Source organism: Bdellovibrio sp. HCB288 (assembly GCF_047305935.1).
In the GTDB taxonomy this organism is placed as follows: Bacteria; Bdellovibrionota; Bdellovibrionia; order Bdellovibrionales; family Bdellovibrionaceae; genus Bdellovibrio.
This window is the reverse complement of record NZ_CP178619.1, coordinates 3,342,474-3,368,171: the sequence shown is the minus strand read 5'-3', so window position 1 is coordinate 3,368,171 and position 25,698 is coordinate 3,342,474. Positions and strand designations below refer to the sequence as shown.

Genomic DNA, 25,698 nt, shown 5'->3' with positions numbered 1-25,698 from the left:
CTCCCATCGAGGAGTGATGGGAAATATTTTTTCCAATTGTGACAGGATGTCACTTCAGGATAATCAAATACCTTTCATAATATCACTCAAATGCTGAATGTGTTGCAGTGGATGTTGACCCACTCGTTCCAGCATGAGTTTTTTTGCAGCTTCATTCTTGGGCACGCCTTCAAAGGTGATCAGGCGATCAATGGCATTGGCAGAGCAGACTATGACAGCCAGTGGGTCGATGTCTTTCTCGCGCATTCCCAGAGGGCCTGAGCCATCGATCAGTTCTTCGTGTTGGGCAATGATGTTGATCACCGTCTGATCAAAGTGCTTTTTGTCGCGAACTTGCGTGGCTCCTTCAGAAGGATGCTTCCACCAAAGGAGTTTATCCGCAGGGTTCATCGCAGAGACTTTTTGATTCACGTTTAATCCAGTCAGGTAATGACCGTAATCGTGCAGCAGGGCTCCCAAAGTCAGGAGTTGAGTCTTTTTAAGGTCCGTCACACCCAGTTTTTGCGCCAGAGCGATCGCCAGCGTGGAAACCGTCACGCCGTGATGCGCGAGATTCTTATCCGTATTTTCAAGACTCATGATTGAGGACAGAGACTGTTGGTTGGACATCACAAAGCTCACATATTTGCCAGCGGCATCTTTGGCATAGTTGTAAGTGACTTCGTTTTCCGGATTTTCAAACACTTCTTCGGCGTTGGATTGTTGCGCGCCTTGAATGACTTCCACGCGGGTTTGTAAATCTTTGCCGGAACTGTTGTCGTATGCCATATCAAGATTGCGATCCACATAACCACGGTAGAGTTGTTCCTCTGTGGTCAGGATGTACATTTTGCGGAGTTGTTTTTCTTTCAAACGCTTCAGACGGTCGCCTTCAAAGCTGTCGCCACGACGTAGGTATAGGATCATCTTGTCATTGATTTTGATGTAGGCATTGAAATCAATCTTTTGGTCCCCTCTCAGGGTGCTCACGCGAATTGAGACATAATCCATTGCTTCCGAACCTCTCGATTGCTATCGTTAAACCAATGTCTATTGATAAAGAAATTGTAAAAGATTTTGTAAGCGAGTCAAAGATCTTGATTGAGGATTTAATAGATCTTCTCGAAGGTATTGAAGGCGACTTTTCTCAAGTTCAAAAGTTGGCAGAATATGGGAACGGTGTGGACCGCATTATGGGGGGCGCAAAGAGCCTTGCTATGTCTGCGCCCACGGATCATGCGGTTCATTTGATTTCTGACTATACGGCACTTTGTAAGGCCGTCGGTTATAAAGCGTCACAAATACAGGATAATCAGAGTCTCTTTGATGTGTGCGTCGCCACTTTGCTGGACGGGTCTGAAACGTTAAGCACATTGTTGGATCGTATTGAGGAGCCGGTGGTGGCTTTGAAAACCACTATTCCGCAGGCATTTATCGATCGACTGCGCTGGGTTTCGGGTAAGTTCTCTGACGATGTGGCAATCAGTGTGAGTGCCAAGGGTGCAGCCCCGGATCAAGGGAAGCAAAAGCTTAAGCAGAATGAAATCGATGATCTTCTAAAAAAGCTAGGACTGTAGCTGTCCCAGGGTCCACTGGGCCAATTCTCCCAATTTTTCGTGTTCTGAAAGAGCTTCGACCTCAGGTTGAAGCTCTTTAAGTTTGCGGTTGGCAGCGACAATCAAAGCGTTGCGCTTCAACCCAAAGGAACCAGCCCGCGCCAGCGGGGTGCCAAAGAAATCCTTGCTGAGTTTCTTACCGGAACTTGTCAGGATATAGCGAAGCTCCGTGGTCAGATCCTTTTCGTGTTCCGAGGTTAGGGACAGACTTTTTTCAATGGACAGCTGACCTTTGAAGACCTTCTGGTTCCAAGGGCACACTGTCTGGCATAAATCACAGCCGAAAAACCAATCACCAATTTGACTGCGCAGACTCTCTTCAGGAATCTGGCGCGACTCAATGGTCAGATAAGAGATGCATTTACGGGCATCCATCTTGCGCGGTTCTATCAGGGCGCCGGTCGGGCAAATATCAAGGCAACGAGTGCAGGTGCCACAAAAATCCGGCAGAGGTTCAATTTCGGTGGTGATTTTCAGAGAGGTGACGATTTCACCGATGAAAAACAGACTGCCTTTTTTGGGGTGGATCACGCAGGTGTTTTTACCGACCCAGCCCAGGGCGGCTTTTTTTGCGAGGTCTCTTTCCAGCAGTGGGGAGCTGTCGGTGAAGGCCAGGAATTCCTCTTCCGGGAAGGCCTTGCCCAATTCCACACAGAGTTTTTGCATCCGTTCCTTGAACCAAAAATGGTAGTCGATGCCCTGGGCATACATGCTGACCCTGGCAGACTTGAGTGGGAAGTTGTCCATTTTTTCGGGGTGGGGAAAGTATGGCATTGCAAATACCAAGGCACTTTCCGCGCGGGACCATTTGCTTTGGGGATTTTCTTTGATCGGGGCGTGGTCCGCCAGATATTTCATCTCGCCGTGCAGACCCTCGTCGATCCAGCTGCGATAAAAATCAAAACTCAATGGGTTCTGCAAAGGCGCCCAGCCGAAGTGGGAGACTCCCAGTTCGGCTAAAAATGGATCTAAAAGAGGTTTTATCTCCTGAGGCGTCACGCGAACAATTTCTTTCTTTCACCCGGTTTTTTTGTACACTGAATTGGTATGGATCAAGTTCGCACTATTTTGCAATCTCATCCCCATTGGCCCGCTGTGGAGGCAATCTATCACAGTTTGAGCGATAAAGGCTATAAAGCGTTTTTAGCCGGGGGCTGTGTACGTGACGCTTTATTGGGTTTTAAAGCCAATGATTTGGATATCGCGACTGATGCGACTCCGGATCAGATCGAAAAATTATTCGAAAAAACCGTCGGGGTGGGTAAAGTCTTCGGGGTGATGCGTGTTTTGATGGGTGGGGCTGATATCGAAGTGGCCACCTTTCGCAATGACGGCACCTACGCGGATGGCAGACGTCCCGATCATGTGGAGTTCTCCTCGCCCGAGGAGGATGCTGAACGCCGCGATTTTACCGTGAATGCCCTGTTCTACGATTTGAAAACGCATCAAGTGCTGGATTTTGTAAATGGCCAGGTCGATTTACAAAAACAGATTCTGCGCACGGTGGGTGATGCTAAAAAACGCTTCACTGAGGATCACCTGCGCCTGCTGCGCGGGGCTCGTTTTGCGGCTCAGTTGGATTTTGCGATAGAGCCAGTCACCATGAAAGCCATGACGGAGATGTCCTCGTTGGTTAAGACCGTCAGTGGTGAGCGACTGCGCGATGAAATGGGCAAATTGTTGAAAGCAAAAAATGTGTCCCTGGGCCTGCGAGTGATGCAGGATACGGGGCTGCAGGCCGAGCTGTTTCCGTGGAAGGCCATGGATGTCAGTTGGACCGGTTATCCCGGTTGCGAAATCTGGCAGAATTTAAGTTTGTATTTGCGATCTGCGGGTTCTGAACAGTTGTCAAAGAGCATTGAGTTATTGCGTCTTTCAACAAAGGAGCGCCGGGGTATCGAGGACGCGTGGAATTTGTGGCATAAGCCAGAAGAGTTCCTGATGCAGCGTCTGGGAATTCAACTGCAGCAAATGCAGAAGCCGGGTGTGTACTGGGCTCTGGAAGTTTTGATGAAAGAAGGCCACTTTGAGGAACGTATTCTGGCTTTGTTTGCAGAACTTCAAGGTTTTGGTGAAGAGTTGCCAAAACCATTCCTGACTGGAGAGGACCTTAAGGGAAAACTTCAGGGGCCGGCGATTGGTGCGTGCTTGCAGGAAGCTTATTGCCTGCAACTCGAAAAAAATCACGGGGATCGCAAACAAGCGCTCGCGTGGCTGGATCAATACTTAAAGAAAGTCTAAGGTAATTACAAATGAACGACGTCTTTGTTGCGAGCACTTGGAAAAGACTTTTTGCCATCATGTTGGATCAGATTTTTCTGGTGGTTTGTTACCTGCCTTTCGGGACACTTTTCTATCGTGCGTGGTTTACTCAAGGTGATGTCGAGATTTCCCTGTTTCAATTGGGGATGCTTTTCCTGGTGCCGGCTCTTTATGAAGCCGTGTCTTTGATGTTGTTGTCGGCCACACCAGGGAAATGGTTGCTGGGTCTAAAAGTTGTACCTGCAGATGATCCCACCAAGGAGCTGCAATACACTCAGTGTGTGTTGCGTCCTCTGACCAGTCGTCTGACGTTCTTTTTCTCCTGGGCGATTTTTGCCCTGGCTTTTTTCAGATATGACCGGACTCATCTGTCTGACTGGGTTGCGGAAACCCGCGTGGTGCAATTTACACCGCGCCCTCAACGTCCCACGATCCGTTGGGTGGTGGGGAGCTTGTTGATTTTGTCCTATGTCTACGAAGGACTGTTGTTTTCGTCGAATATCATCAATGAAATTAATTGGAAAACGGGCAAGGCGGATCTGCGGGCCTTGGTTGCGATAAGCTCGATGGAAGATGTTTCCGTGGATCTGGGTGAAGACATGATGGAGGATGAATAAGATGAGACTGGTATTGTTTCTAATCTCCTTGGTGTTCGTGTTTTCAGCTCATGCCCAGCCTCCAGCGGGTGTGGATTTTTCCAAGATCAACTTTGTCGGCGTTCAGGTGCTGGGGCCCGGTGGGGATAATGCATTTCCGTGGAAGGTCAAACCCATGGTGAATGGCTGGGAGGATCTGTATAAGAAGCTGGAACAGGTTTCCGGCACGCAAATCTCATCGCAGGTATTCTATCTGGCGGAAAAGACCTCGTTCAAAAATATCTTTGTCTTTGTCGGGCGTGATGGTGCTGGCGATTATCAGTTCGTGAACGTGTTTTATACCATGTCAGGGCAGATGTATGGCTCTAACATGAAGATCAAAAACGTCGAACACGATCGTTTGGACGTGGCGCAGGGGATTCCGAACGAACAGCCCAAGGACTATTACAAGGTAAAGGCCACTCAGTTGTTTCCGTAGTGAAATATTAAGGCTTAAACTTTTTTGCGATAGTGCTGATCATGACAAGATCATACTGTCCGTTGCCGCTGATCGCGTCGTCTTTCATGGAGTTCATGGCCACTTGTGGAGCCAGAGCAGAAGCCTGATCGCGTAATGCTGTTAATTGATGGAAGGAATAAGCGATACTCAACAACTTTCCGAAAGCTGAGATGTCTTCAGTCGGTAAAGCTTTAGGGAAGCCGCGGCCACCTGGAAGTTCGCGGTGTTGCATAATTCCGTCTTGGATATCCTGATTGATTGGAACTTTTTTGGCTTTGACCAGATTCACGGATCGTTCGGGATAGAACTTATAATCATGAGCCTGTTCGCTGCTAAGTTTGGTGACGTCGATTTCAGTCGCAGAAAAATTAGCCTGGGAAAGACCGATGTTATGCAAAAGCCCCGCAATAGCCGCGGACTCACGCTTTTCTTCGGGCCAATCCAAAAGCTGCGCAAAATAGGCGGCAAAGGCCGACACACATAAAGCATCGTGATAATAGGAGCGGGTATTGCCGGTATAACGGCAGACCTCATCATAGATTTCCGGACCAGGCAGAGTCTTGTTCAGCTCAAGCTCCGTGATGATCGTTTTGCACTTATCCAGAATCCCTTTACCCATGGAGTAGTCGCCAGAGGCGGCATTCAGGAATTGTTGCATGAATTCATAGATATTCTTTTTCGAGCGATGAAACTTCTCGGTCATGGAGATCGGGAACGGGATGTTGCGCATGCTCATGATCGTGCGTGCGAACTCAAAAAACTGCTTCATCTGAGTTTTCTTAACGTACATCTGCTGGCGCATGTTTTTAAACTTCTCCACGTGGCGGTCTTCGATGACGTCTCCGCTGTGGCGCAGAATCACAGAGCGATGATTTGCAGGAAGATGAACATAGACATCAAAGTTCAAAGTGATGTTGGGTTCCATATCGCGCAAATCCACCGGCATCAAAGCGGTGATCGGGATGTTTTCGCCTTCAAGCTCAATGGGGGCCAGTTGCAATACCATGTCCGAGATAAATTCCCGGTCAAAGTTGATGTGCATCACTTCGTCGGCGCCGTTCTTTTTCACAATATTGAAGTCAAGCGGAGCACTGGAGTGAAGCACGATCAGATGGCAGTCCGGATAGTTCATTTTGGTGGTTTGAACCCACTCGTTCGTGGAGTTCGTACCGCCAGCACCATCGATCAAGGCTAAAATAGGTTTGAATTCAGGGTTCGAAGAAGCGTCGATGATTTCGTCGACGCTTTTGAATTGCTGCAAGATATACGGGTAGTAGCCCTTGAGCACTGTTTGAATGGTCTCAAGAAAGCCCGGAGAGGGGCTTCCTATGATAACATCCACAGTTTTTCCTGGGCTTACTGCCATTATTGCACCGTGATCTCCACGTAGAAGGTGGAGCTGTTGGACAGATTAAAAGGGATGACCAAAGTCGCGCCTTTGTCTGCCTGAGTAATATTAAAATTACCGGAAATTACCGTAGGAATAGCCATCTCAAAGTTATAGCCCATTTGATTCAGAGTCGTTTTTGCAGACCCGTAAATCATGTTGGTCATTTCGCCCACGGCGTCCTGAACCTCTTTGTTGATCTCGACGTGTTTTTCCCCAAGCATATTCTCAAGAATATGGAAGATGGAGTCCTTGCCGTAAGAAATCAAAAGGGTGCCTTTAAGTGGGGGAGCCACCATGCCAACCATACCGGCGATTTCACCCTTCAGTACAAAGGATGGCTCGATAAATGGTTTGCCCGGTGTGGCATCCGTGTTGGCGATGGTTTTCAAAGTTTTGATAACCCCATCGACAAAGGCATTAATAAGACGTTTGTCAAAGAGTGGATTCATTGCATCCACTTTAGGTGCTGCTGACATTTTCTATCTCCTTAATGCAGTATTATGCGGCTTTTTGGCCGGCCGAGTGTTTAGCCCAAACGCGTTCCATTTTTCCCTTCAAAGTCTGGGAATTAAATGGCTTTACAACGTAGTCAGAAACTCCGGCTTTAGCTGCTTCAAGGATGTGTTTTTGTTCGGATTCTGCCGTTACCAGCATGAATGGTGTTGCTTTAAAACGAGGGTCCGCTTTACAAGCCTTTAGAAGATCAATTCCCTGCATACCAGGCATGTTCCAGTCAGAAATAATGAATTCGTATGGCTTACCTGCATCATGAGCTGCCTGAATCATCGGAAGGGCGGTTTTACCGTCATCGGCTTCCTCGACATTGGTGTAGCCAAGTTCGCTTAAAACCTTTTTGATGATTTTTCGCATTGTGGAAAAGTCGTCAACGATCAAAAATTTGGTCGTATTGGGAAACATAATATCTCCTAAGGGGCTATTTTGTGTAAAATCTACTCCATTATCGGTCTAGTTTTTTAAAACTAGAGTCCAAAGCTATTGCGAATCTCAGAATTTATGTCAGACTTTATTACAGGTGGTCGTGCTGCTTTTGGACATGAGTCCTGGGCGGTACAAACGGTTTAGATAGAAAAATAAAAAACAATTAGCGGGAGGGAGCAAGGATGCTCAGAGATGTCCTGATTCAAAAAGGTCTTTCAAATAGAGAGGCAGAAGTTGCAGAACTTGTGTCTAAAGGCTTGTCCAACAAGGAAGTTGCGAACCAGCTTTTTGTAACTGAAAAAACAGTTAAATTTCACCTTACTAACATCTATAAAAAGATGAATGTGAAATCTCGTGCACAATTGATCGTATGGTGCTTGCCTCACCTTGGTTTCGTGGAAAGCGAAATCCGCGCAGAGAGCAACAACCAAAATGCGACTACTGCTCAGACTTACAACAATAACCAAACGCAAACGATCCCAGCAGGATCTGCGACTGTAGCCGGTGCTACAACTCTTCCAGGTGGCGGCATGAACCGTAATGGTAATTCCGACATCGGTATGGGTGGCATCTAATATAGACGCCCAAAGCGTTGAACTGAATCCGCGAAGGGTTTAGTATAAAAGGCACGGCATTTAATGCTGTGCCTTTTGTTTTTTGGTAATAGCAAAAGGGTCCTTCGTGAAAGGCTCGTTCTTATGGCTAAATCTTCCAAGCCCGTTTCATTTTCTCAAGTCGTCATGACTCAATTGGTTCTTCCGTCGCACACAAATGCCTTGGGCTCTGTGTTCGGGGGGACTATCATGTCATGGATTGATATCGCAGCGGCCATAGCAGCTCAACGTCACTCGAACAAAGATGTAGTGACGGCCTCCATTGATCGCATTAATTTCGTGGCACCAGTCTATAAAGGATGGGTGGTAAATCTTAAAGCCAGTGTGAACTACACTTCGCGCACCTCCATGGAAGTGGGCGTTCGTGTGGATGCTGAAGATCCAAAAACCGGGGAGACCTTTCACACAGCGACGGCATACACCACTTTTGTGGCTTTGGGTGCCAATGGCAAGCCGATTGAAGTTCCTGGGTTGGAGTTGAACACTGAGAACGATAAACGCCGCTACAACGAAGGCAAGGCGCGCCGAGAGCAGCGTCTAAAAGAAAAGCGTCAGGATTAATCTGTACTGTGGGGCTGACTGCGGTCGTACATCAGCCTCAAGCCATATACTTGGACGAATACGAAGACTATCAACATGAACTTCATAAAAAACTCTAAGAGTTGTTCCAGAATAGGGACGGAGCTTATGGGTTTTGTCATTTGATAGGCGATTAAAGTGACTATTGATATTATCAGATTTCCAAAAATCAATTCCACACGCAAACGATTCAAAAAAATAACTGGGTTCAGTACGACGATCAATAACATCGCAATTGCATGATTGATGATGGAGGGGATGGTCATCAGAATTGCCAAAGATGCATACATCAGAATTGTTTGCGTTATCACTGCAGTCTGATTTTTTTCGATCGTAAATAAAAGGGTGCAGAGTCCTCCGAAAATGGCGATCACGGCCAGGCCCGCAAGTTTAATCAAGCCGACACCCATTGCCAGATAATAGAAGCAAAAAGTAATACTGACGGCCCAGACGCTGAGGCAGACATACTTTCCTAAATGGTTTTGATTAATCAAAAAATTACTACTACCGAACATAATGCTAAAAATCCCCACCAACGCGATATGGGATTATTATAGCTGACATTCGACAGTGACATCATTTTGATCCGGCAACACTTTAAAATAGAATCCTGTTTTGAGACGGTAATTTCCCAAAGAATTCGCATTCAAGCGAGGGTTTCCTCATGTTTACTTGACGATATAGTCTTTCCAGCGATTGATCAGTGAAGGTGTAAGCTGGGTGTAGCAGACGGTGCCTTCAGTGGCTGTTTCTTTTCTGCTGATTTGTGCTTCTCTTCCCAGGTCGAAGATTTTGTATTCTTCGGAGCGTGGGAAGTAGAGTTGCACATCGGTCTGCATTTCGCTGACCATTTGAGCCATCAGTTTTTTCAACTGCTCCATTCCCTGGCCGGTGAGGGCGCTGACGAAAACCCGAGGGTATTGTTTGACCCGAAATTGTCTTTCAACCGGAGCTGCATCCACTTTGTTAAAGACGTGGATAATTTTTTTATCGGCCCAGTTGAATTCCTTGATGAGGTCCTCGACGACTTCTATTTGTCTTTCCATGTTGGGAGACGATAAATCCACCACATGAAGTAAAACATCAGCTTCTGCCGACTCTTCAAGTGTTGCTTTAAATGCCTCAATCAACTGCGTGGGAAGTTTGCGGATGAAGCCCACAGTGTCTGTGACGACTGCTGGTGGTCCATCGTTCAAAAAGATTTTGCGAGTTGTTGGATCCAGAGTTGCGAACACCTGATTTTTCGTCATCACTTGCGCACCAGTCAGGCGGTTCAGTAAAGAACTTTTGCCGGAGTTGGTATAGCCGATTAAAGCAAAGGATGGGATTTCATGGCGTTTGCGGGATTGCCTGTGTTGCGCACGGTTTTGGCGAACACCATCAAGTTTTTTCTTAATTAAGGCGACGCGCTCACGGATGCGACGGCGGTCGTTTTCAAGGGCCGTTTCCCCAGGGCCTCTGGTGCCGATACCGCCACCTTGACGAGATAGGGATTCCAACCATGCTCCGACCATGCGGGGCATTTGATCCAGCAACTGTGCAAGTTCCACTTGAAGTTTTCCTTCAAAGGTCTGAGCGCGTTGGGCAAAAATATCCAGAATCAATTGATTGCGGTCAACCACACGAACTTTAACTATTTGCTCTAAGTTTCTTTGTTGAACGCCAGATAATTGGTGATCCATGACCACAATCGTGGCCTGACTGTCGCGGACCATCTCGGCCACTTCTTCGACTTTGCCGGATCCAATCAGAGTTGCGGGATTCCAAGAAGGCAGGACTTGGATAATGGAGCCTACGACTTCACCACCAGCGGCGGTGACCAGCTCCTCCAGTTCCAGCAGATTTTCTTTGATTTCGGTGAGTGGTTCGGTTTTTAAACCGACCCCGATGACAATCGCTCTATCGTGAACTTTGACATGGGCTTGTTGACTCAAATCTAAGAACCCTCCCTTGGTCTGTCTTAATTCTATCACCCTCGTTCATACGGTCAAAGACAAATTTTAGCCATTTTTGCCTGCCAGCAAAGGCCCTTAGGCCCATGCATTTCCACATAATGTGACACGTGAACTTGGCCCTACGGGTTAAACAAATCAAAATTTTCTTTTAATGTGGTTGGTTTTTTTGGGAGTGGGAATGGCTAAAAAGTTTAACATCTCTTTGCAGGATATATTGGAGCTACCGATAAAGGCGGAGATTTTCAGCGCAGAGAGACTTGAAGAATACGCTGTTTACCTGGGCGAGAATTTGCAAACCGGCAAAACTTCGGTGAAGCGTAAAACCTTAATTAAACGCAGTTCTGAAAATGGCAAAAAACTTCTGGTCGCATACCGTTTGCTGGCCACTGTCGGCAGAAAAAAGGAATCCGTTTCCCCCGCGGCCGAATGGCTGATTGATAATTTTCATATCGTTGAGGAACAGCTTCGCGAAATCGAGGAGGATCTTCCTCCGTCGTACTACTCAGAGCTTCCCAAAGCTATCGAAGGGGAGTTGGCGGGGTATCCCCGTATCTATGCATTGGCATTAGCGATGATTGCCCATTCGGACAGTCGGCTGTCGGTGGATTTAATCCGTAGATTTGTGCTGGGTTTTCAAACGCGCAATTATTTAAAAATGGGCGAGCTGTGGGCGGTGGCCATCACCCTGCGAATTGCCTTGATTGAAAATCTTCGGCGGGTGGCCTTGCGTATTGCGTGGGATTTCAATCAATCCGCTATGGCGGATGATCTGGTTGAACAGTTGCTTGAAAATGTGCGCCAGCCCAAAAAGTTTCAGAAGTATTTAAAGCAGATTGTCAGCCATTGTGAAGGCTCGGTGGAAACTGAGCTGACCTTCATCGCGCAGGTTGCAAAACGTCTGCGGGATGCCGAGGCGGATGTCTGGCCTGTGATTGAAGCGATGAACACAGAGCTGGGGAAAGAAAACCTGAGTATCGAGCAGATCGTAACGAGGGAGCATCAGCATCAGGCCACCACTCAGGTTACGATTGCGAACATTATTTCCAGTATGCGTTTGATCAGTAATATCGACTGGAAGCTATTCTTTGAAAGTGTCAGTCATATTGATCGGCTTTTGGAGGCGGATCCAACCGGCGATTATGCGAAGATGGAATTCGTCACCCGGGATGACTATCGTCATAACATCGAAAGAATCGGAAAACGCACGAAAACTCCAGAACGCGATATCGCCAAGAAGGCCATTGAAAGAAGTCAGCAGGAAAATTCCCATGTTGGCTACTATCTGTATGGCAAGGGGTTGCGAAAGCTGGAGAAAGACTTTAACTACCGGCCGCGCTTCAGTGAATCCTGGCTGCGCCTGACATTAAGGCATCCAACGCTGGTTTATTTTTCCAGTATCGCGGTTTTGATTTGTTTAACGATGATTGGTCCCATCGACTACGCCATCAGGAATACAAAATTCTGGTATGGCATGGTGGTGGCCGTCTTTGTCATGTTTATTCCTTTCAGTGATTTGGCCGTGACACTGTTTAACTATCTTCTCACCCATGTCGTTCAGCCCCGACGACTGGCAAAAATGGATTACCGTCAGGGAGTCCCGGCAGACTACCGAACTTTGGTGATTGTACCGTGTCTTCTGGCTGATGATGAAACCATTGAAAATCTCATCGAGAAAATCGAGGTTCACTATTTGGGCAATCTCGATGCGCAGGTCTACTTTGCGCTGGCTACGGATTTTATGGATGCCGATAGTGAGCATGTGGAAGGTGATCAAGGACTGGTTGCCCAGGTACAAGAGGGCATTGCGCGTCTGAATGAAAAGCACGGTGCGGACCGGTTTTTCCTGCTGCATCGCAAGCGTCTGTGGAATCCGTCCGAGAAAAAATGGATGGGCTGGGAGCGTAAGCGTGGAAAAATTGAAGAGCTGAATCGCATCCTTTTGGGCAATGGGGAGACCAGCTATACCATCATGACCATTCCTGAAGAGCTGGTTCGTACTTTCAAGTATGTGATCACTCTGGATGCAGATACGCAGTTAGGATTGGACGGGGCTCGACACCTTATTGGTGTGGCTTCGCATCCACTGAACCGGGCGAAATTCAGTGAACTGCGCCGACGCGTGACTGACGGTTATGGAATTATTCAACCCCGGGTGAGTATTTCACTCGAAAGCTCCTCGCGCACGATCTTTTCCTCTGTTTTTTCCGGCCATACCGGTATTGATCCTTATACCATGGCAGTGTCCGATGTTTATCAGGACTTATTTAACGAAGGCAGTTTTACCGGAAAAGGCCTGTACGATATCGAAGCGTTTGATCGGTCGCTGGAAGGCAGGGTTCCGGATAATACGATTCTTAGCCATGATCTGTTTGAGGGTCTTTATGCCCGCACGGCATTGGTAACTGATATTGAAGTCATGGATGACTATCCCAGCTCATATAAAAGTTTTGCGACCCGGGCGCATCGTTGGGTGCGCGGAGACTGGCAGGTGGGTCCTTGGACTTTGCCGATTGTAAAAAACCATGATGGCAAACTGGTGGTGAATGATCTGCCCCTGATTTCCCGCTGGAAGATCTGGGATAATCTTCGCCGCAGCCTGGTGGCTCCGTGTTTGTTGTTTCTGTTTGTGGCCTCGTGGTTGATTTTGCCGGGGGATGCCTGGTTCTGGACCGGGGTTGCAACGGTGACGATTGCGATTCCGATCATCCTGCAACTTGTGAATGCCTTGATGGTTTCCCCTCGCGGTGGCAGTTGGTCGAAAAGTTTCTGGAGCGAGCTTGGGAAAATACAGACCCATGTTGGTCAGTTCCTTTTGTCTCTGGTTTTTCTGCCTCATCGGGCGGTGAACGACGTCGATGCGATTGTGCGGGCGATTTACCGCACTCGGGTCTCAAAAACCAAAAGGCTTGAGTGGACCACCGCTGCCGCTGCGGAAAAACTGGAAAATCAAAGTGGTAATTTTTGGCGCAGCACTGCCGGAGTGGAAACCATTCTGGCACTGATCCTGGTTGCAGTTATTGTTCGCTGGAATGCGGATGTGGCGTTGGTGGCGATTCCATTTTTGACCATGTGGGCTCTTTATCCGTGGATCGCGAATCTGACCCAAAGAAAAATTGAAAAGAAAAGAGAGGATCTCTCCGCGGACGACAACGAGTATCTGTTCTCGGTGGCGCGGCGAATCTGGTTTTTCTTTGAAACATTCGTGACGGCCAAAGACAACTGGCTTCCTCCTGATAACGTGCAGGAGGATCCCGAGCAAGTCGTTGCACATCGGACCTCGCCCACAAATATGGGGCTCTATGCACTTTCCATTCTTTCGGCAAAGGACTTTGGATTCATCACATTGCGCGCGGGTTCAGACCGCTTGCGGGATCACTTTGCCACCTTGGCTAAATTGGAACGCTACCGAGGTCACTTTCTGAACTGGTACGATACGATGTCCTTGGCGCCCCTTTATCCGCAGTATGTTTCCACGGTGGATAGTGGAAATATGGCGGGATATTTATTGGTCATTAAAGAGGGCGCGCGGGAGTTGTTGGAAGCGCCCATTTTCAACCCAAGCTGTCTTCATGCCTTGAAAATCAACCTGGGATTGATGGAAGAGGAAGTTAAAAAACTTCAACTGCAGCGACAGGAAACAGGATCTTTAAGCGGGACTCATTTGGTTGAACAAATTAAAAGCACCTTGCAGATTATCGAAGAGGGCGCGCCGGCAACTCTGTCCCAATGGACCGGATTGATCCGGGCGATACAGTTTTCTGTCGAAGACTTCAGGGACAGTCTGGATGCATTGGAAGTCGAACATGGAGTTCGTTTCTATCTTAAACTTCGCGGCTGGACGAATGCTTTAAACACCCTGGTTAGCGATCTTAAAAAAGATTCCGAGCTGTTTGTTCTGACTCAATTACTCAGTTCAGAAAACAAAACCTGGCTTGGTGGCATCTCTGGATATCAGGAGCTGGATCAGGTGAACTCGTTAAGTGTCACTGTAGATAACTATCGCAGTTTCTTTGCGCGGCTCGCTGATTTTCCAGATAGCGACTTGCCGGCCGAGATTATCAAGTACCGCGAGTTGGGGGCCAAAGTCGTAAACAACACGGAGGCATTGTGTGATGATTTACGGAAAGTGTCTGATTTGTGTGAAACCTATTTCACTGAAATGGATTTTGGCTTTCTGATTGAAAAGGACCGTGAGGTTTTCTCTATAGGATTCAATGTCAGTGAGAATCGCCATGATAATTCCTATTACGATTTACTGGCTTCGGAGTGCCGGTTGGCGAGTTTCGTGGCGATTGCGAAACGTGATGTTCCTGCCAAACACTGGTTTCGTCTGGGACGACAACTGGTTCCGGTCGAGGGAAAACGGGCCTTGGTGTCGTGGTCTGCCTCCATGTTTGAGTATTTGATGCCCCATCTGGTGATGAAAAGTTATGACAACACTCTTATCGGGGAAACCCTTTATGCCGTGGTCGAGCGCCAGATCAGCTATGGTAAAAAATTAAATGTGCCGTGGGGGATATCTGAAGCTGGTTATAATGCCCGGGATTTAAATTACAACTATCAGTATGGTCCTTTTGGTATTCCCGGTTTGGGATTAAAGCGCGGACTGGGGCATGATCTGGTTGTTTCACCGTACTCCAGTTTTCTGGCGGCCTTGGTCGAGCCGGTCGTTGCCACCCGAAATCTGCGCAACATGCAAACGCCTGATATACTGACGGAGTATGGATTTATCGAGGCCATCGACTATACACCAGAAAGAATAGCCCCGGAGCAGCCCTATGCTTTGGTTAAATCCTATATGGCTCATCATCAGGGTATGAGTCTTATCGCGATCGATAATATATTAAATGCGGAAATCATGCAAAATCGCTTTCATGCCGAACCACGGGTGCGTGCGGCGCAAATGCTCTTGCAGGAACGAGTGCCGGAGTACATGGCATTAACCGAACCAAAAGCCGCAGAAATCGAATGGGAAAGTGCCGGCGATTCTTTGATGAAGTCCTTTGTTCGGGTCTATGATGAATCTCCGCATCACAGTCCTCGGGTGCAGATTCTTTCCAACGGAGAGTATTCTTTGATGCTTTCAACCGGTGGGTCGGGCTTTTCCAAATTCGGAAAACTTGCCGTCACTCGTTGGCGTGAGGATGCGACTCGCGATAATTGGGGACAGTATATTTATATCCGGGATGTCGAAATGAACCAGGCCTGGTCAACGACATTCCTGCCGCAGTTGCGCAAACCTGAATCTTATAAAGCGGTTTTCTCCGAGGATCAGGTGGAGTTTTTCCGAAAAGACCTGGATATCAAAACGGTCACGCGAGTGATCGTTGCTCCGGAAGACAATCTGGAACTCCGGGAAGTGACTTTGACCAATATGTCAGGTGAGGAAAAAATTCTGGAGCTGACCAGCTATCTCGAACCGGTCCTGGCCACTCTGGCAGCGGATCATGCGCATCCGGGATTTAGTAATTTGTTTTTGCAAACAAACTATTTGGAACAAAAGCGCTGTCTCATCGTCAAAAGACGACCGCGTTCCAGTGCGCAAAGTGAAATTTATGGATTCCACGGAGTGGTGACGGATGCTGAATTCGTCGGGGAGATTGAATACGAAACCGATCGCTCGCGATTTATCGGTCGAGGCCGTGATGCCAGCAATCCAATTGCTTTGCGGGCTGGAAGTACATTATCCAACAGCATCGGTTCAGTGCTGGATCCGATTTTAAGTTTACGGGTTAAGTTGCGGGTGCCGCCGGGTGGTATTCGTAAGGTGACCTTCAAAACTGGTTTTGCCGCCATGTATGACGAACTTTTGCAACTGGTGGATCGCTATCAGGATGTGCATTCCTTTGATCGGGAAGCCAAACTTGCCTGGACAAAATCAAGAATCGATCTGCGCCATCTGGGGATGGATGCCGAATCCGCATATTCATTTCAACGATTGGCGGAACGCCTGTATTTCTCGGATCCCTCGATGCGACAACCGGCCCACTTTCTGGCGCAATACACCCGCGAACAGGCCAGTTTATGGCCTTTCGGGATCAGTGGTGACGTGCCCATAGTGGCGGTGATGATCGGTGATAAGAAAGACATGGGCTTGGTGCGCAAACTTCTGCGTGGTCACGAGTATCTGCGTTTAAAAGGTCTGGCGTTTGATCTTGTGATTATGAATGAATCGAAATCCACTTACCTGCAGGATCTGCAGGACGAGGTGCAGTGGCAAATACGCTATGCCGGGCTTCAAGATTGGATGAACAAGCAAGGCGGTATCTTTAGTTTGAAACTGGACACTTTGCAGGATAGTGATCGGTCTTTGATTCAGGCCATGGCGCGGGTGGTGATTTCCAGTGACGCCGGCACCTTCAAAGAGCAGGTTTCACGCAAGGTGCTGCCAATAAAGTATGCGGAAGCCTTTGCGCCGAAAGCGCAGCCTCATTCTTACGATCATAAGAAATTCACTCCCACGAATCTGCAGTACTTTAACGGACTGGGTGGCTTTTCCGAAGATGGTCGCGAGTATATTATCAGCTTGCAGGAGGACCAATGGCCACCGGCACCTTGGATCAACGTGGTTGCCAATAGCAATGACTTTGGATTTCAAGTGAGCGAGTCCGGTTCTGGATTCACCTGGGCGGTCAATTCCCGTGAAAACAGAATCACTCCGTGGTCAAACGATTCTGTCTCAGATCCAAATACGGAAATCATCTATATACGCGATGATGATTCCGGGGAGATCTGGACTCCGACACCACTGCCGATTCGAAATCGGGAACAGTACCTTGTTCGTCATGGACAGGGATATTCCGTATTCGAGCACAGTGCCTTTGGTTTAAGCCATGAGCTGACCATGTTTGTTCCGCCCTCTGATACTGTTAAGATCACTCGGTTGAAAATTAAAAATGTCAGTGGTCGCAATCGACGTTTGTCTTTTTGGGCGTATGTGGAATGGGTGTTGGGAAATCTGCGTGAAAAGTCCGCTCCCTACATCCTGTGCGAAGCAGATGACGATAAAACTCTTTATGCCACCAATGCCTACAATCACGAGTTTGCGGAACGCGTATCGTTCTTCCGCACCAGTGCCGAGGTGCAAACGTTCTCCTGTGATCGAAAAGAATTCCTGGGACGAAACAAGTCTTATACCTCTCCGGAGGCCTTGAAACGAAGGGGGCTTAGCGGATACACGGGTATCGGTCACGATCCTTGCGCTGCTTTGCAAGCCAGTTACTTTGTCCGGGATCAGGAAGAGATTGAGATTGTGTTTCTGTTAGGGCAGGCGCCCACCAAGGTTGCGGCACAAAGTTTATCTGAAAAATATTTGCAGATGGATGCCGTGGAAGAGGCTTTTCAGGAAGTTCACAAAATGTGGGATCACCATTTGGGGTCGATTCAGGTCTCTACACCAGAGCCTGCTTTGAATTTGATGGTGAATCGCTGGTCGCTTTATCAATCTTTGGTCTGTCGGTTGTGGGCCCGTTCGGCTTTCTATCAATCGGGCGGAGCCTATGGCTTCCGCGATCAGCTGCAGGACTGTATGGCCTTTGTGTATTCGACACCCGAGATCGCAAGAGAGCACATTCTAAGAGCCGCTTCCCGGCAGTTTCCGGAGGGGGACGTTCAACACTGGTGGCATCCGCCGACAGGGCGAGGTGTGCGAACTCATTTTTCTGATGATCTGTTGTGGCTGCCTTTTGTGGTGACCCACTATATTCGGGTCACCGGAGATCGCAGCATTCTGGATCAGGAAGTTTCATTCATTGAGGCTCCTTTGCTCACACCAGAGCAGGAGGACTCCTATACTCAACCCAAAATTAGTGAGGAGAAGGCGACGTTACATAATCATTGTCTGCGGACATTTGAGCATTCCATGAAAGTGGGGGCCCATGGCCTGCCTTTGATCGGTTGCGGGGATTGGAACGATGGGATGAACCGCATTGGAGAAAAAGGAAAAGGCGAAAGTGTGTGGATGGGGTGGTTCCTTCATAAGGTCATGCATGATTATCTGCCGTACTGTGATGCTGAAACAACCCAGCGCTATGAGGACCACATGCTGCGCTTGCGTGAAGCCATTGAAGCCAATGCGTGGGATGGGGAATGGTATCGTCGCGCGTACTTTGATGACGGGACTCCGCTGGGAACTTCTCAAGGTCAGGAGTGTCGCATTGATTCGCTGTCGCAAACCTGGTCCATTCTTTCAGGGGTGGGGCAGCCAGAGCGACAACGGCTTGCCATGAGCAAGGTTGAAGAAAATCTGATTGTTAAAGATAAAGGTTTGATCAAACTTTTAATTCCGGCATTTGATAAAACGAATTTGGATCCGGGGTATATCAAGGGATACGTTCCGGGAGTTCGTGAAAATGGCGGACAGTACACTCATGCGGCAATCTGGGTCGTGATGGCCTATGCAAAGCTGCAAGAGCGGGAGAAAGTACTGGAGCTGTATAATATCATCAATCCAATTCATCACGCTCGCACGCGAGCCGGGATGCAAAAATATAAAATTGAACCTTATGTGATTGCAGCTGACGTCTACGCGGTGGAGCCGCATGTGGGGCGTGGTGGCTGGAGTTGGTATACGGGTTCCGCAAGCTGGTTTTACCGTGCGGGGTTGGAGTCTGTACTGGGCTTTAATATCGTGGATGGTGAAATAGTGATTGCTCCCTGTGTTCCGGAATCCTGGAGCAGCTTTGATATCACTTACAAATTTAAAAGCACAACCTATGTCATCAAGGTGCAAATCTCAAAGAAAGGTCCCCTGCCAGAAAAACGAATTCCGTTGGAGGACAGCGGGGGACGTAAGGAGATTATACTGGAGTACCGGGATGACCCGGCATCCCCGGTGAAACGACTTAGCGATTCTCACCCTTAACCCGGGTGGGAGTCTTGGTGGTGATGACTTCGCGCTTGTAGTGGTTGATCAGCAGAGTGAAATTTTGCGTGAAAGACAGGGAGTTCAGGGACTCGTAAAGGTTGTCCTTGGGAGTGGTTTCAACATTTGGTTGGCTTTTGCTTTCAGGCTTAGGGGATTCCTTCATTCGTACCTCCTGGGGTTAGTACGAAAATTGTAAATGAAGAATGAAAAAAAAGGCCTGTGTTTTACCACAGACCTTTGTGTTCGGAATGTTAAAGTCTGATCAGCCTTATTGTTTATTGGCTTCGCGGGATTTCAAAACATCTTTGATGAATTGAGCTTCCAGCGCGGTGAATACCACAGAGTTCACGATGCCATCCACCGTTGTTGTTCTTTGCAGAACGTTGCAAGATCTGCGAACGCCGGTAAGGAAAGGTCCAATCACTTCCACTTTGCCGACCTGCTGGATAAGTTTGTAAGCGATGTTGGAAGCTTCCAGGTTAGGGAAGATCAGAACATTCGCGCCACCCTTAAGGTCAGAGAATGGGAAAAGTCTTTCCATGATCTCTGGATTCACAGCTGTGTCAGCTTGCATATCGCCATCAACCATCAGGCCTGGGCGCAGCTTTTTAACGATTTCTGCTGCATTCTTCATTTTACAAGGAGTGCCTTCCGCTCCGCTGAAGTTCGAATATGAAAGCATTGCGATCTTCGGCTCAATACCAAAGTACTCGACAACTTTCGCGGCTTGCAGGGCAATTTGCGCACACTGTTCAGCTGTCGGATTCAAATTCACAGTGGTGTCTGCCAACACCAGGAATTTGTCTTCAAGCAAGATGAAGTTCAGGCCCGCAGGAACGCCACCTTGGTAGACGCCCACAGTTTGCAGAATAGGCTTCACTGCATCGGCATAGTTCACGGAAGCGCCGTTCACCACACCATCAGCTTCACCCATCATCACCATCATCGCGGCAAAGTAATTCGGATCAGCCATCAATCGCTCGGCTTCGCGCATGTTGATGCCTTTACGCTGTCTTAGATTGTAAAGCTTCTCAACGTACTTAAAGAATTTCGGATAAGTTGCCGGATGAATAACCGGGACGTCATGCAATGCCGGAATATCCAAGGCCTGAATTTTTTCTTTTACGCGGTCAGGGTATCCCAACAGGATCGGCTGACAGATTTTTTCTTCAACCAAAGTCGCAAGAGCCTTAAGCACTTTGGAGCTTGTTCCTTCCGGGAAAACGATGCGTGGCAATTCGCCACCCATTGCCGTTGCATTCTGATGAACTCTGTTGATGGCAGAGCGAATGAATACTTTGGATGGGCCTTGCAAAGCCTCCAATGTTTCACGGTAGTGATCCCAGTCTTCAATCTTGCGAGTGGCAACGCCGGTTTTTATCGCGGCTTTCGCCACTTCCGGTGCGACCCACAAAAGAACACGGGTGTCGAAAGGTTTTGGAATCAAATACTCACGACCGAACTTGAATGTTTTTCCACCGTAAGTTGCAGAGACGCGATCAGGAACATCTTCGCGTGCCAGTTTTGCCAAAGCGTGAACGGCTGCGAGTTTCATTTCTTCGTTGATTTGTGTTGAACGAGTATCCAATGCTCCACGGAAGATGGACGGGAAACCCAATACGTTGTTCACCTGATTCGGATAATCAGAACGTCCTGTGGCAATGATCGCATCCGGTCGAGCAGTACGTGCTTCGTCAGGTGTGATTTCTGGAACCGGGTTGGCCATTGCAAAAATAATCGGATCCTTGGCCATATCTTTCAGCATTTCCGGAGTCAGGGCGCCAGCTACCGAAAGGCCGACGAAAACATCCGCACCACGCAAAGCTTCGCTTAGCGTGCGCACTTCAGTTTCAGCAGCAAAGTATTCTTTGTACTTGTTCATTCCGGCGGTGCGACCCTTGTAGATCACACCTTGAGAGTCACACATGATGATGTTTTCACGGCGTGCGCCCAGGGAAATGAAAATTTTCGCACAAGAGTTTGCAGAAGCGCCGGCGCCGTTAACCACGATGCGTACGTTTTCCATTTTTCTGTTTGTGATGGAAACGGCGTTCAATAGTGCAGCTCCGGAAACGATCGCAGTACCATGCTGGTCATCATGGAATACCGGAATTTTCATTTCCTTTTTCAGGCGCTCTTCAATTTCGAAGCACTCTGGAGCTTTGATGTCTTCCAGGTTGATGCCGCCGAATGTAGGTTCCAGTGTTTTGATGGCGTTACAGAATGTATCAACGTCATTTGCATCAACTTCAATGTCGAAAACATCGATGCCAGCAAATTGTTTGAACAGAATTCCCTTACCTTCCATGACGGGTTTTGAAGCGTGAGGTCCGATGTTCCCAAGTCCCAGTACGGCAGTACCGTTGGAGATAACGCCGACCAAATTTCCTTTGGCTGTATAGTCGTAAACTTTGGATGGATCTTTTGCGATCACCTTACAAGGAGCCGCGACACCCGGAGAGTAAGCGAGAGAAAGATCTTTTTCAGACACGCAGGGCTTGGATGAGATAACCTCAATTTTTCCCGGCTTGCCCATGCTATGATAAATCAAAGCCTCTTGGTCGAAGTTGTTGGTGGTGCCTTTAGTCTCAGGTGCTTTATCAGAGTTCTTGTTCAAATTCTTTTCCAAGGATATGCCCTTTCGTGCTTTTTTCGCGTATTTGAAATTCATGAAATTTTCCAAGGCTTTTAAACCGTTAGCTCTTTCGCGAAATAAGTGCAGTTACTCTACAAATGCATCCTTAGGGGGTCAATAAATGGGGTGCTTGTCGCGGTAGGTAATTCTGATGACGCATATGATTATTGACCCCGAGTTAACATATTTTGATCACTCTGTACGCAAGTCATTCTCATCCGCAAGAAATAGCGGGTTATTGGTGGGGGAGGTGGAGTTATTTGTGTGTTTTAGTCAGTCAGTCAGTCAGTCAGTCAGTCAGTCAGTCAGTCAGTCAATCAATCAATCAATCAATCAAATTCTGAATACTTCTCTGTCCGAAATGACGGCCTTATGAAGTTAAATATTTCCGCTTCAGGCGAAGTTAATATTATTTTACCTAAAACAGAATTAAGAGCTTGGAGATAACGCAAAATCCACAATTCCAACTTTCACAGGTAAAAAAAATGAACTTTAAACTCCAAGCGCAAACTCTAAACTCTAAACTCTAAACTCTAAACTCTAAACTCTAAGTTCTAAGTTCTAAGCTCAAAGTTCTAAGCTCAAAGCTCAAAATATTCCGCGTAGCCCGGAAAAGATGTGTCATTTAGAAGATTGTAATCGAATATTATTTGACGTCGTTTTGGTGCTCTCACTTTGCCCGAGGTTGATTGAATTCCAAAAAGACGATCCCGGGTGCGCGTGACTTTATATCTCCGTGTCGTCAGGATCAGGCGAATCCCTGGCGGCCGTTAGTGATGAATTGCTAAAATCAATTCTCCTCTGAGAATTACCTAAAAATGCTGTTTAAAAACCCGTGTTATAAAATTCAAAAAGCGGCAGAAGTATTCAAAAAAACGGAGGAAAGAATGGATCTAACTTCAATATCAAATTCCGAATTACTAAATCGCGTTGAAAGACTTGCGCGTGGGGAACGTAAGATCACGCACTTAATCTTGTGGCATTTAGTGGAAGTTGAATCCAGACGATTGTATTTGGATTTGGGATTTACCTCCTTGTTTAAGTATATGACCGGTCATTTGCAATATTCTGAAGACGCTGCTTATCGAAGACTACAGGCATCCCGCTTGTTGAAAAAGGTTCCTCAGATTGAAAAATCGATCGAATCTGGCGAATTGAATCTAAGTCAATTGAATCAAGTTCAGAAATGTATATCGAAAGCGATGGCTGGCGGAGCAGTTGTATCAGCAGAACAGGCTGAATCTGTGTTGGAGCAAATTCAAAACAAAAACAGTTTTGAAACACAAAAAGTCCTGGCAGTGGAATTTAATCAGCCGATTCTTGAAAGAGAGATTTTAAAACCTCAGCGAAACGATTCATTTCGCATGGAGATCACATTTTCTGAAGAGCAAATGGCTGATTTGAAGCAAGTCAGAGATTTGCTGTCTCATATTTTGCCAAACCCAACATGGGCAGAATTGATTTCGTATCTAACAAAATCCCAGATCCAGAAGAGATTAGGAAAGGAAATTGTTAAGAGTGAATTAAAAGGCGAATTAAACATTGTTGAACCTAGAAGCTTTGAGGAGGCGACTAAGGTCAAATCAAACTCAAATATTGGTTTAAATAAAAGAAAGCATTTGAAATTAACTTTGCGCAGACGCTTGCTAAAGAAATCAAATTTTCAGTGTGAATTTAATTACGACGATGGAAAACGTTGTTCAAGTAAATTTCAATTGCAAGTGGATCATCGGCTGCCATTGGCGTTAGGTGGAGCCGATGAAGAATCAAATTTGAGAATACTGTGTAGCGCGCATAATTTATCGGAAGCAAGAAGGATTGGAATCTCCAGTTACTAGCTGCATAACGCAGCTTTTCTTGGTAGCGCGGGAGAACGATAAGAAGAGAATCACTCTTCTGGTCTCTGAGAAGATGTAAAAATGAGAGTTAGAAGATAGAAGATAGAAGATAGAAGATAGAAGTAGGAAGTAGGAAGTAGGAAGTAGGAAGTAGGAAGTAGGAAGTAGGAAGTAGGAAGTAGTAAGAAGTAAGAAGTAAGAAGTAAGAAGTAAGAAGTAAGAAGTAAGAAGTAAGAAGAAGTAAGAAGTAAGAAAGACTACGATAGACGAGCAAGCTTGAAGTAAGTGGTTATGATAGGCATTCTGCCTCGAGATCTTACTATGAAACATAACTATTGCAGGCGATAAGATTCTTAGGAGGTCGAGGTGATTATCTGAGGAGTTTTATTAGTTTTTCAGAGGTAATTTAGAGCTTCAACTCTGGTTCTTAGCAGGAATGGTCTAGTGAATCCACGAAGGCTTTGTTGAAACTAGACCTCGCAGTCTCATTCTTGCGTTTGTGTTTGGTCCTCACATGAAAAACCTGTACGATTTTCAGTGGTTATTTGAATTACCAACAGGAGTTTTCTATGAAGTCACCACGCGATGTGGTTCTCGTTGAAGGTGTGCGTACACCATTCGCTAAATCAGGTACAAAACTTAAAAAAGTTCATCCAGCACAGCTGGGGCAGATTGCGCTTCGACAGTTAATTGCGCAAACGAACCTGGATGTAAATTCCGTTGATGAAGTGATCGTGGGCAATACGGGGAATCCAGCGGATGCTGTGAATATTTCCCGTGTAGTTGCATTGAATGCTGGTATCCCGATGAAAACTTCCGCATACACAGTTCACAGAAACTGTGCATCTGCGATGGAATCCATTTCCAACGGTTTTGAAAAAATCAAATCCGGCACAATGGATGTGATCCTGGCAGGTGGCACTGAATCCATGTCGCAAATTCCGACATTGGCACCGCAAAAATTCCAAGACATCTACGAAAGACTTTTCGCAGCGAAAGGCCCGAAGCAAGCGCTTCCGCTTTTGTGGCAATTGTTCAAAGCTGACGTGAATCAAATCAAAGCTCTTCTTCAGGGCAACATGAAAGATCCATATTTCCCGCAAATTGGTGTGATGTTGGGTCTGACAGATCCTTTCGTTGGGATCAACATGGGTCAAACAGCCGAGATCCTGGCAAAAGAGTGGGGCTTGAATCGTCAGATGCAGGATGCGTTTGCACTGCGCTCTCACCAACTGGCTTCCAAGGCGATGAAAGAAGGTCGCATGAAGGAAGAGTCCACGCCGGTTTATCTGGCACCTGAATACAAAGAAGTGGTTGCAGACGACATCGGACCTCGTGACACACAAACGATGGAAGCTTTGGCAAAACTAAAACCATTCTTCGATAAAGCCACAGGGACGATCACAGCAGGTAACTCTTGTCCGATCACAGACGGAGCAGCGATGGTTCTATTGATGTCCCGTGAAAAAGCGGAACAAGCTGGTTACAAACCACTTGCAACAATTCGTTCCTACGGTTTCGCGGGTCTTGAGCCGGAGCGCATGGGATTGGGTCCTGCTTACGCAACGCCGTTGGCTCTAAAACGCGCGGGTCTTTCTATGAAGGACATCGGTTTGGTTGAGTTGAATGAAGCATTCGCGGCTCAAGTGATGGCATGTCAGAAGGCAATGGATTCCGATAAGTTTGCACAAGAGAAACTTGGCTTGTCTGCAAAAGTGGGCGAGATTCGTGATGAAATTCTGAACGTGAATGGTGGCGCGATTGCATTGGGTCACCCCGTTGGCGCAACAGGCACACGTATCGTTTTGACTCTTGCAAAAGAGATGAAACGCAGAGGCGTGCAGCACGGTCTGGCAACACTTTGTATCGGTGGCGGTCAAGGTGGAGCGATGATTCTTGAGAACGAAAACTAATTAAGCGATTTGCATCC

Annotated in this window: 18 protein-coding genes; 9 read left to right on the top strand and 9 right to left on the bottom strand. The window is 47.3% G+C overall.

Features of this window, described 5'->3' with window-relative positions:
• Positions 1-63: 63 nt before the first annotated feature.
• The gene (locus ACLVWR_RS16490; RefSeq protein WP_413581692.1) at positions 64-969 is read right to left on the bottom strand and encodes an HD-GYP domain-containing protein; all 906 of its coding nucleotides are present in this window, start codon (positions 967-969) and stop codon (positions 64-66) included.
• Positions 970-974: 5 nt separating this feature from the next.
• On the opposite strand from ACLVWR_RS16490, the gene ACLVWR_RS16485 reads away from it, so the two are divergent.
• Positions 975-1,556 carry a hypothetical protein gene (locus tag ACLVWR_RS16485; protein ID WP_413581691.1) on the top strand — a complete coding sequence of 194 codons (582 nt, stop codon included), beginning with the start codon at positions 975-977 and terminating at the stop codon, positions 1,554-1,556.
• Here the strand turns inward: ACLVWR_RS16485 and queG are convergent.
• Complete coding sequence (gene queG, locus ACLVWR_RS16480) at positions 1,545-2,504, bottom strand: tRNA epoxyqueuosine(34) reductase QueG (protein WP_413581690.1); 960 nt, start codon at positions 2,502-2,504, stop codon at positions 1,545-1,547. The genes ACLVWR_RS16485 and queG overlap by 12 nt on opposite strands.
• Positions 2,505-2,642: 138 nt before the next feature.
• On the opposite strand from queG, the gene ACLVWR_RS16475 reads away from it, so the two are divergent.
• From ACLVWR_RS16475 to ACLVWR_RS16465, 3 genes are read left to right on the top strand one after another with little or no spacing between them, the layout of a single operon-like run.
• On the top strand, positions 2,643-3,836 hold the full coding sequence (locus ACLVWR_RS16475) for a CCA tRNA nucleotidyltransferase (protein WP_413581689.1): 1,194 nt from the start codon (positions 2,643-2,645) through the stop codon (positions 3,834-3,836).
• Positions 3,837-3,847: 11 nt separating this feature from the next.
• The gene (locus ACLVWR_RS16470) at positions 3,848-4,474 is read left to right on the top strand and encodes an RDD family protein (protein WP_413581688.1); all 627 of its coding nucleotides are present in this window, start codon (positions 3,848-3,850) and stop codon (positions 4,472-4,474) included.
• Positions 4,467-4,931: a hypothetical protein gene (locus tag ACLVWR_RS16465; RefSeq protein WP_413581687.1), complete on the top strand. Its 465-nt coding sequence runs from the start codon at positions 4,467-4,469 to the stop codon at positions 4,929-4,931. Before ACLVWR_RS16470 ends, ACLVWR_RS16465 begins: the two co-directional genes overlap by 8 nt.
• Positions 4,932-4,938: 7 nt before the next feature.
• On the opposite strand, the gene ACLVWR_RS16460 is transcribed toward ACLVWR_RS16465, so the two are convergent.
• The 3 genes from ACLVWR_RS16460 to ACLVWR_RS16450 are packed head-to-tail and all read right to left on the bottom strand — an operon-like array spanning position 4,939 to position 7,260.
• A complete protein-coding gene (locus tag ACLVWR_RS16460; protein WP_413581686.1) occupies positions 4,939-6,318 on the bottom strand; it encodes an HD-GYP domain-containing protein in 1,380 nt (459 codons plus the stop codon).
• Positions 6,318-6,818: a chemotaxis protein CheX gene (locus ACLVWR_RS16455; protein ID WP_413581685.1), complete on the bottom strand. Its 501-nt coding sequence runs from the start codon at positions 6,816-6,818 to the stop codon at positions 6,318-6,320. The genes ACLVWR_RS16460 and ACLVWR_RS16455 overlap by 1 nt, the downstream gene beginning before the upstream one ends.
• 22 nt (positions 6,819-6,840) lie before the next feature.
• A complete protein-coding gene (locus ACLVWR_RS16450; protein ID WP_413581684.1) occupies positions 6,841-7,260 on the bottom strand; it encodes a response regulator in 420 nt (139 codons plus the stop codon).
• A 203-nt stretch (positions 7,261-7,463) separates the two neighbouring features.
• Here ACLVWR_RS16450 and ACLVWR_RS16445 point away from each other — a divergent pair, with 203 nt between their 5' ends.
• A complete protein-coding gene (locus ACLVWR_RS16445; protein ID WP_340597237.1) occupies positions 7,464-7,856 on the top strand; it encodes a response regulator transcription factor in 393 nt (130 codons plus the stop codon).
• A 123-nt stretch (positions 7,857-7,979) separates the two neighbouring features.
• Complete coding sequence (locus ACLVWR_RS16440) at positions 7,980-8,456, top strand: acyl-CoA thioesterase (protein ID WP_340597238.1); 477 nt, start codon at positions 7,980-7,982, stop codon at positions 8,454-8,456.
• Here ACLVWR_RS16440 and ACLVWR_RS16435 read toward each other — a convergent pair.
• Both ACLVWR_RS16435 and hflX read right to left on the bottom strand, forming a co-directional pair.
• Positions 8,453-8,968 carry a hypothetical protein gene (locus ACLVWR_RS16435; RefSeq protein ID WP_413581683.1) on the bottom strand — a complete coding sequence of 172 codons (516 nt, stop codon included), beginning with the start codon at positions 8,966-8,968 and terminating at the stop codon, positions 8,453-8,455. The genes ACLVWR_RS16440 and ACLVWR_RS16435 overlap by 4 nt on opposite strands.
• Positions 8,969-9,142: 174 nt before the next feature.
• Positions 9,143-10,408, bottom strand: coding sequence for a GTPase HflX (gene hflX / locus ACLVWR_RS16430; protein ID WP_340597240.1), 1,266 nt, complete (start codon positions 10,406-10,408; stop codon positions 9,143-9,145).
• 199 nt (positions 10,409-10,607) lie between these two features.
• Between hflX and ACLVWR_RS16425 the strand changes: the two genes are divergently transcribed.
• On the top strand, positions 10,608-19,292 hold the full coding sequence (locus ACLVWR_RS16425) for a GH36-type glycosyl hydrolase domain-containing protein (protein WP_413581682.1): 8,685 nt from the start codon (positions 10,608-10,610) through the stop codon (positions 19,290-19,292).
• Here the strand turns inward: ACLVWR_RS16425 and ACLVWR_RS16420 are convergent.
• Positions 19,273-19,458 carry a hypothetical protein gene (locus tag ACLVWR_RS16420; RefSeq protein ID WP_413581681.1) on the bottom strand — a complete coding sequence of 62 codons (186 nt, stop codon included), beginning with the start codon at positions 19,456-19,458 and terminating at the stop codon, positions 19,273-19,275. The two genes, ACLVWR_RS16425 and ACLVWR_RS16420, sit on opposite strands and share 20 nt — an antisense overlap.
• 105 nt (positions 19,459-19,563) lie before the next feature.
• A complete protein-coding gene (locus ACLVWR_RS16415; protein WP_413581680.1) occupies positions 19,564-21,966 on the bottom strand; it encodes an NADP-dependent malic enzyme in 2,403 nt (800 codons plus the stop codon).
• A gap of 851 nt (positions 21,967-22,817) precedes the next feature.
• Between ACLVWR_RS16415 and ACLVWR_RS16410 the strand changes: the two genes are divergently transcribed.
• Both ACLVWR_RS16410 and ACLVWR_RS16405 read left to right on the top strand, forming a co-directional pair.
• Complete coding sequence (locus ACLVWR_RS16410; protein WP_413581679.1) at positions 22,818-23,768, top strand: HNH endonuclease; 951 nt, start codon at positions 22,818-22,820, stop codon at positions 23,766-23,768.
• A gap of 569 nt (positions 23,769-24,337) precedes the next feature.
• On the top strand, positions 24,338-25,681 hold the full coding sequence (locus tag ACLVWR_RS16405) for a thiolase family protein (protein ID WP_413581678.1): 1,344 nt from the start codon (positions 24,338-24,340) through the stop codon (positions 25,679-25,681).
• Positions 25,682-25,698 lie beyond the last annotated feature (17 nt).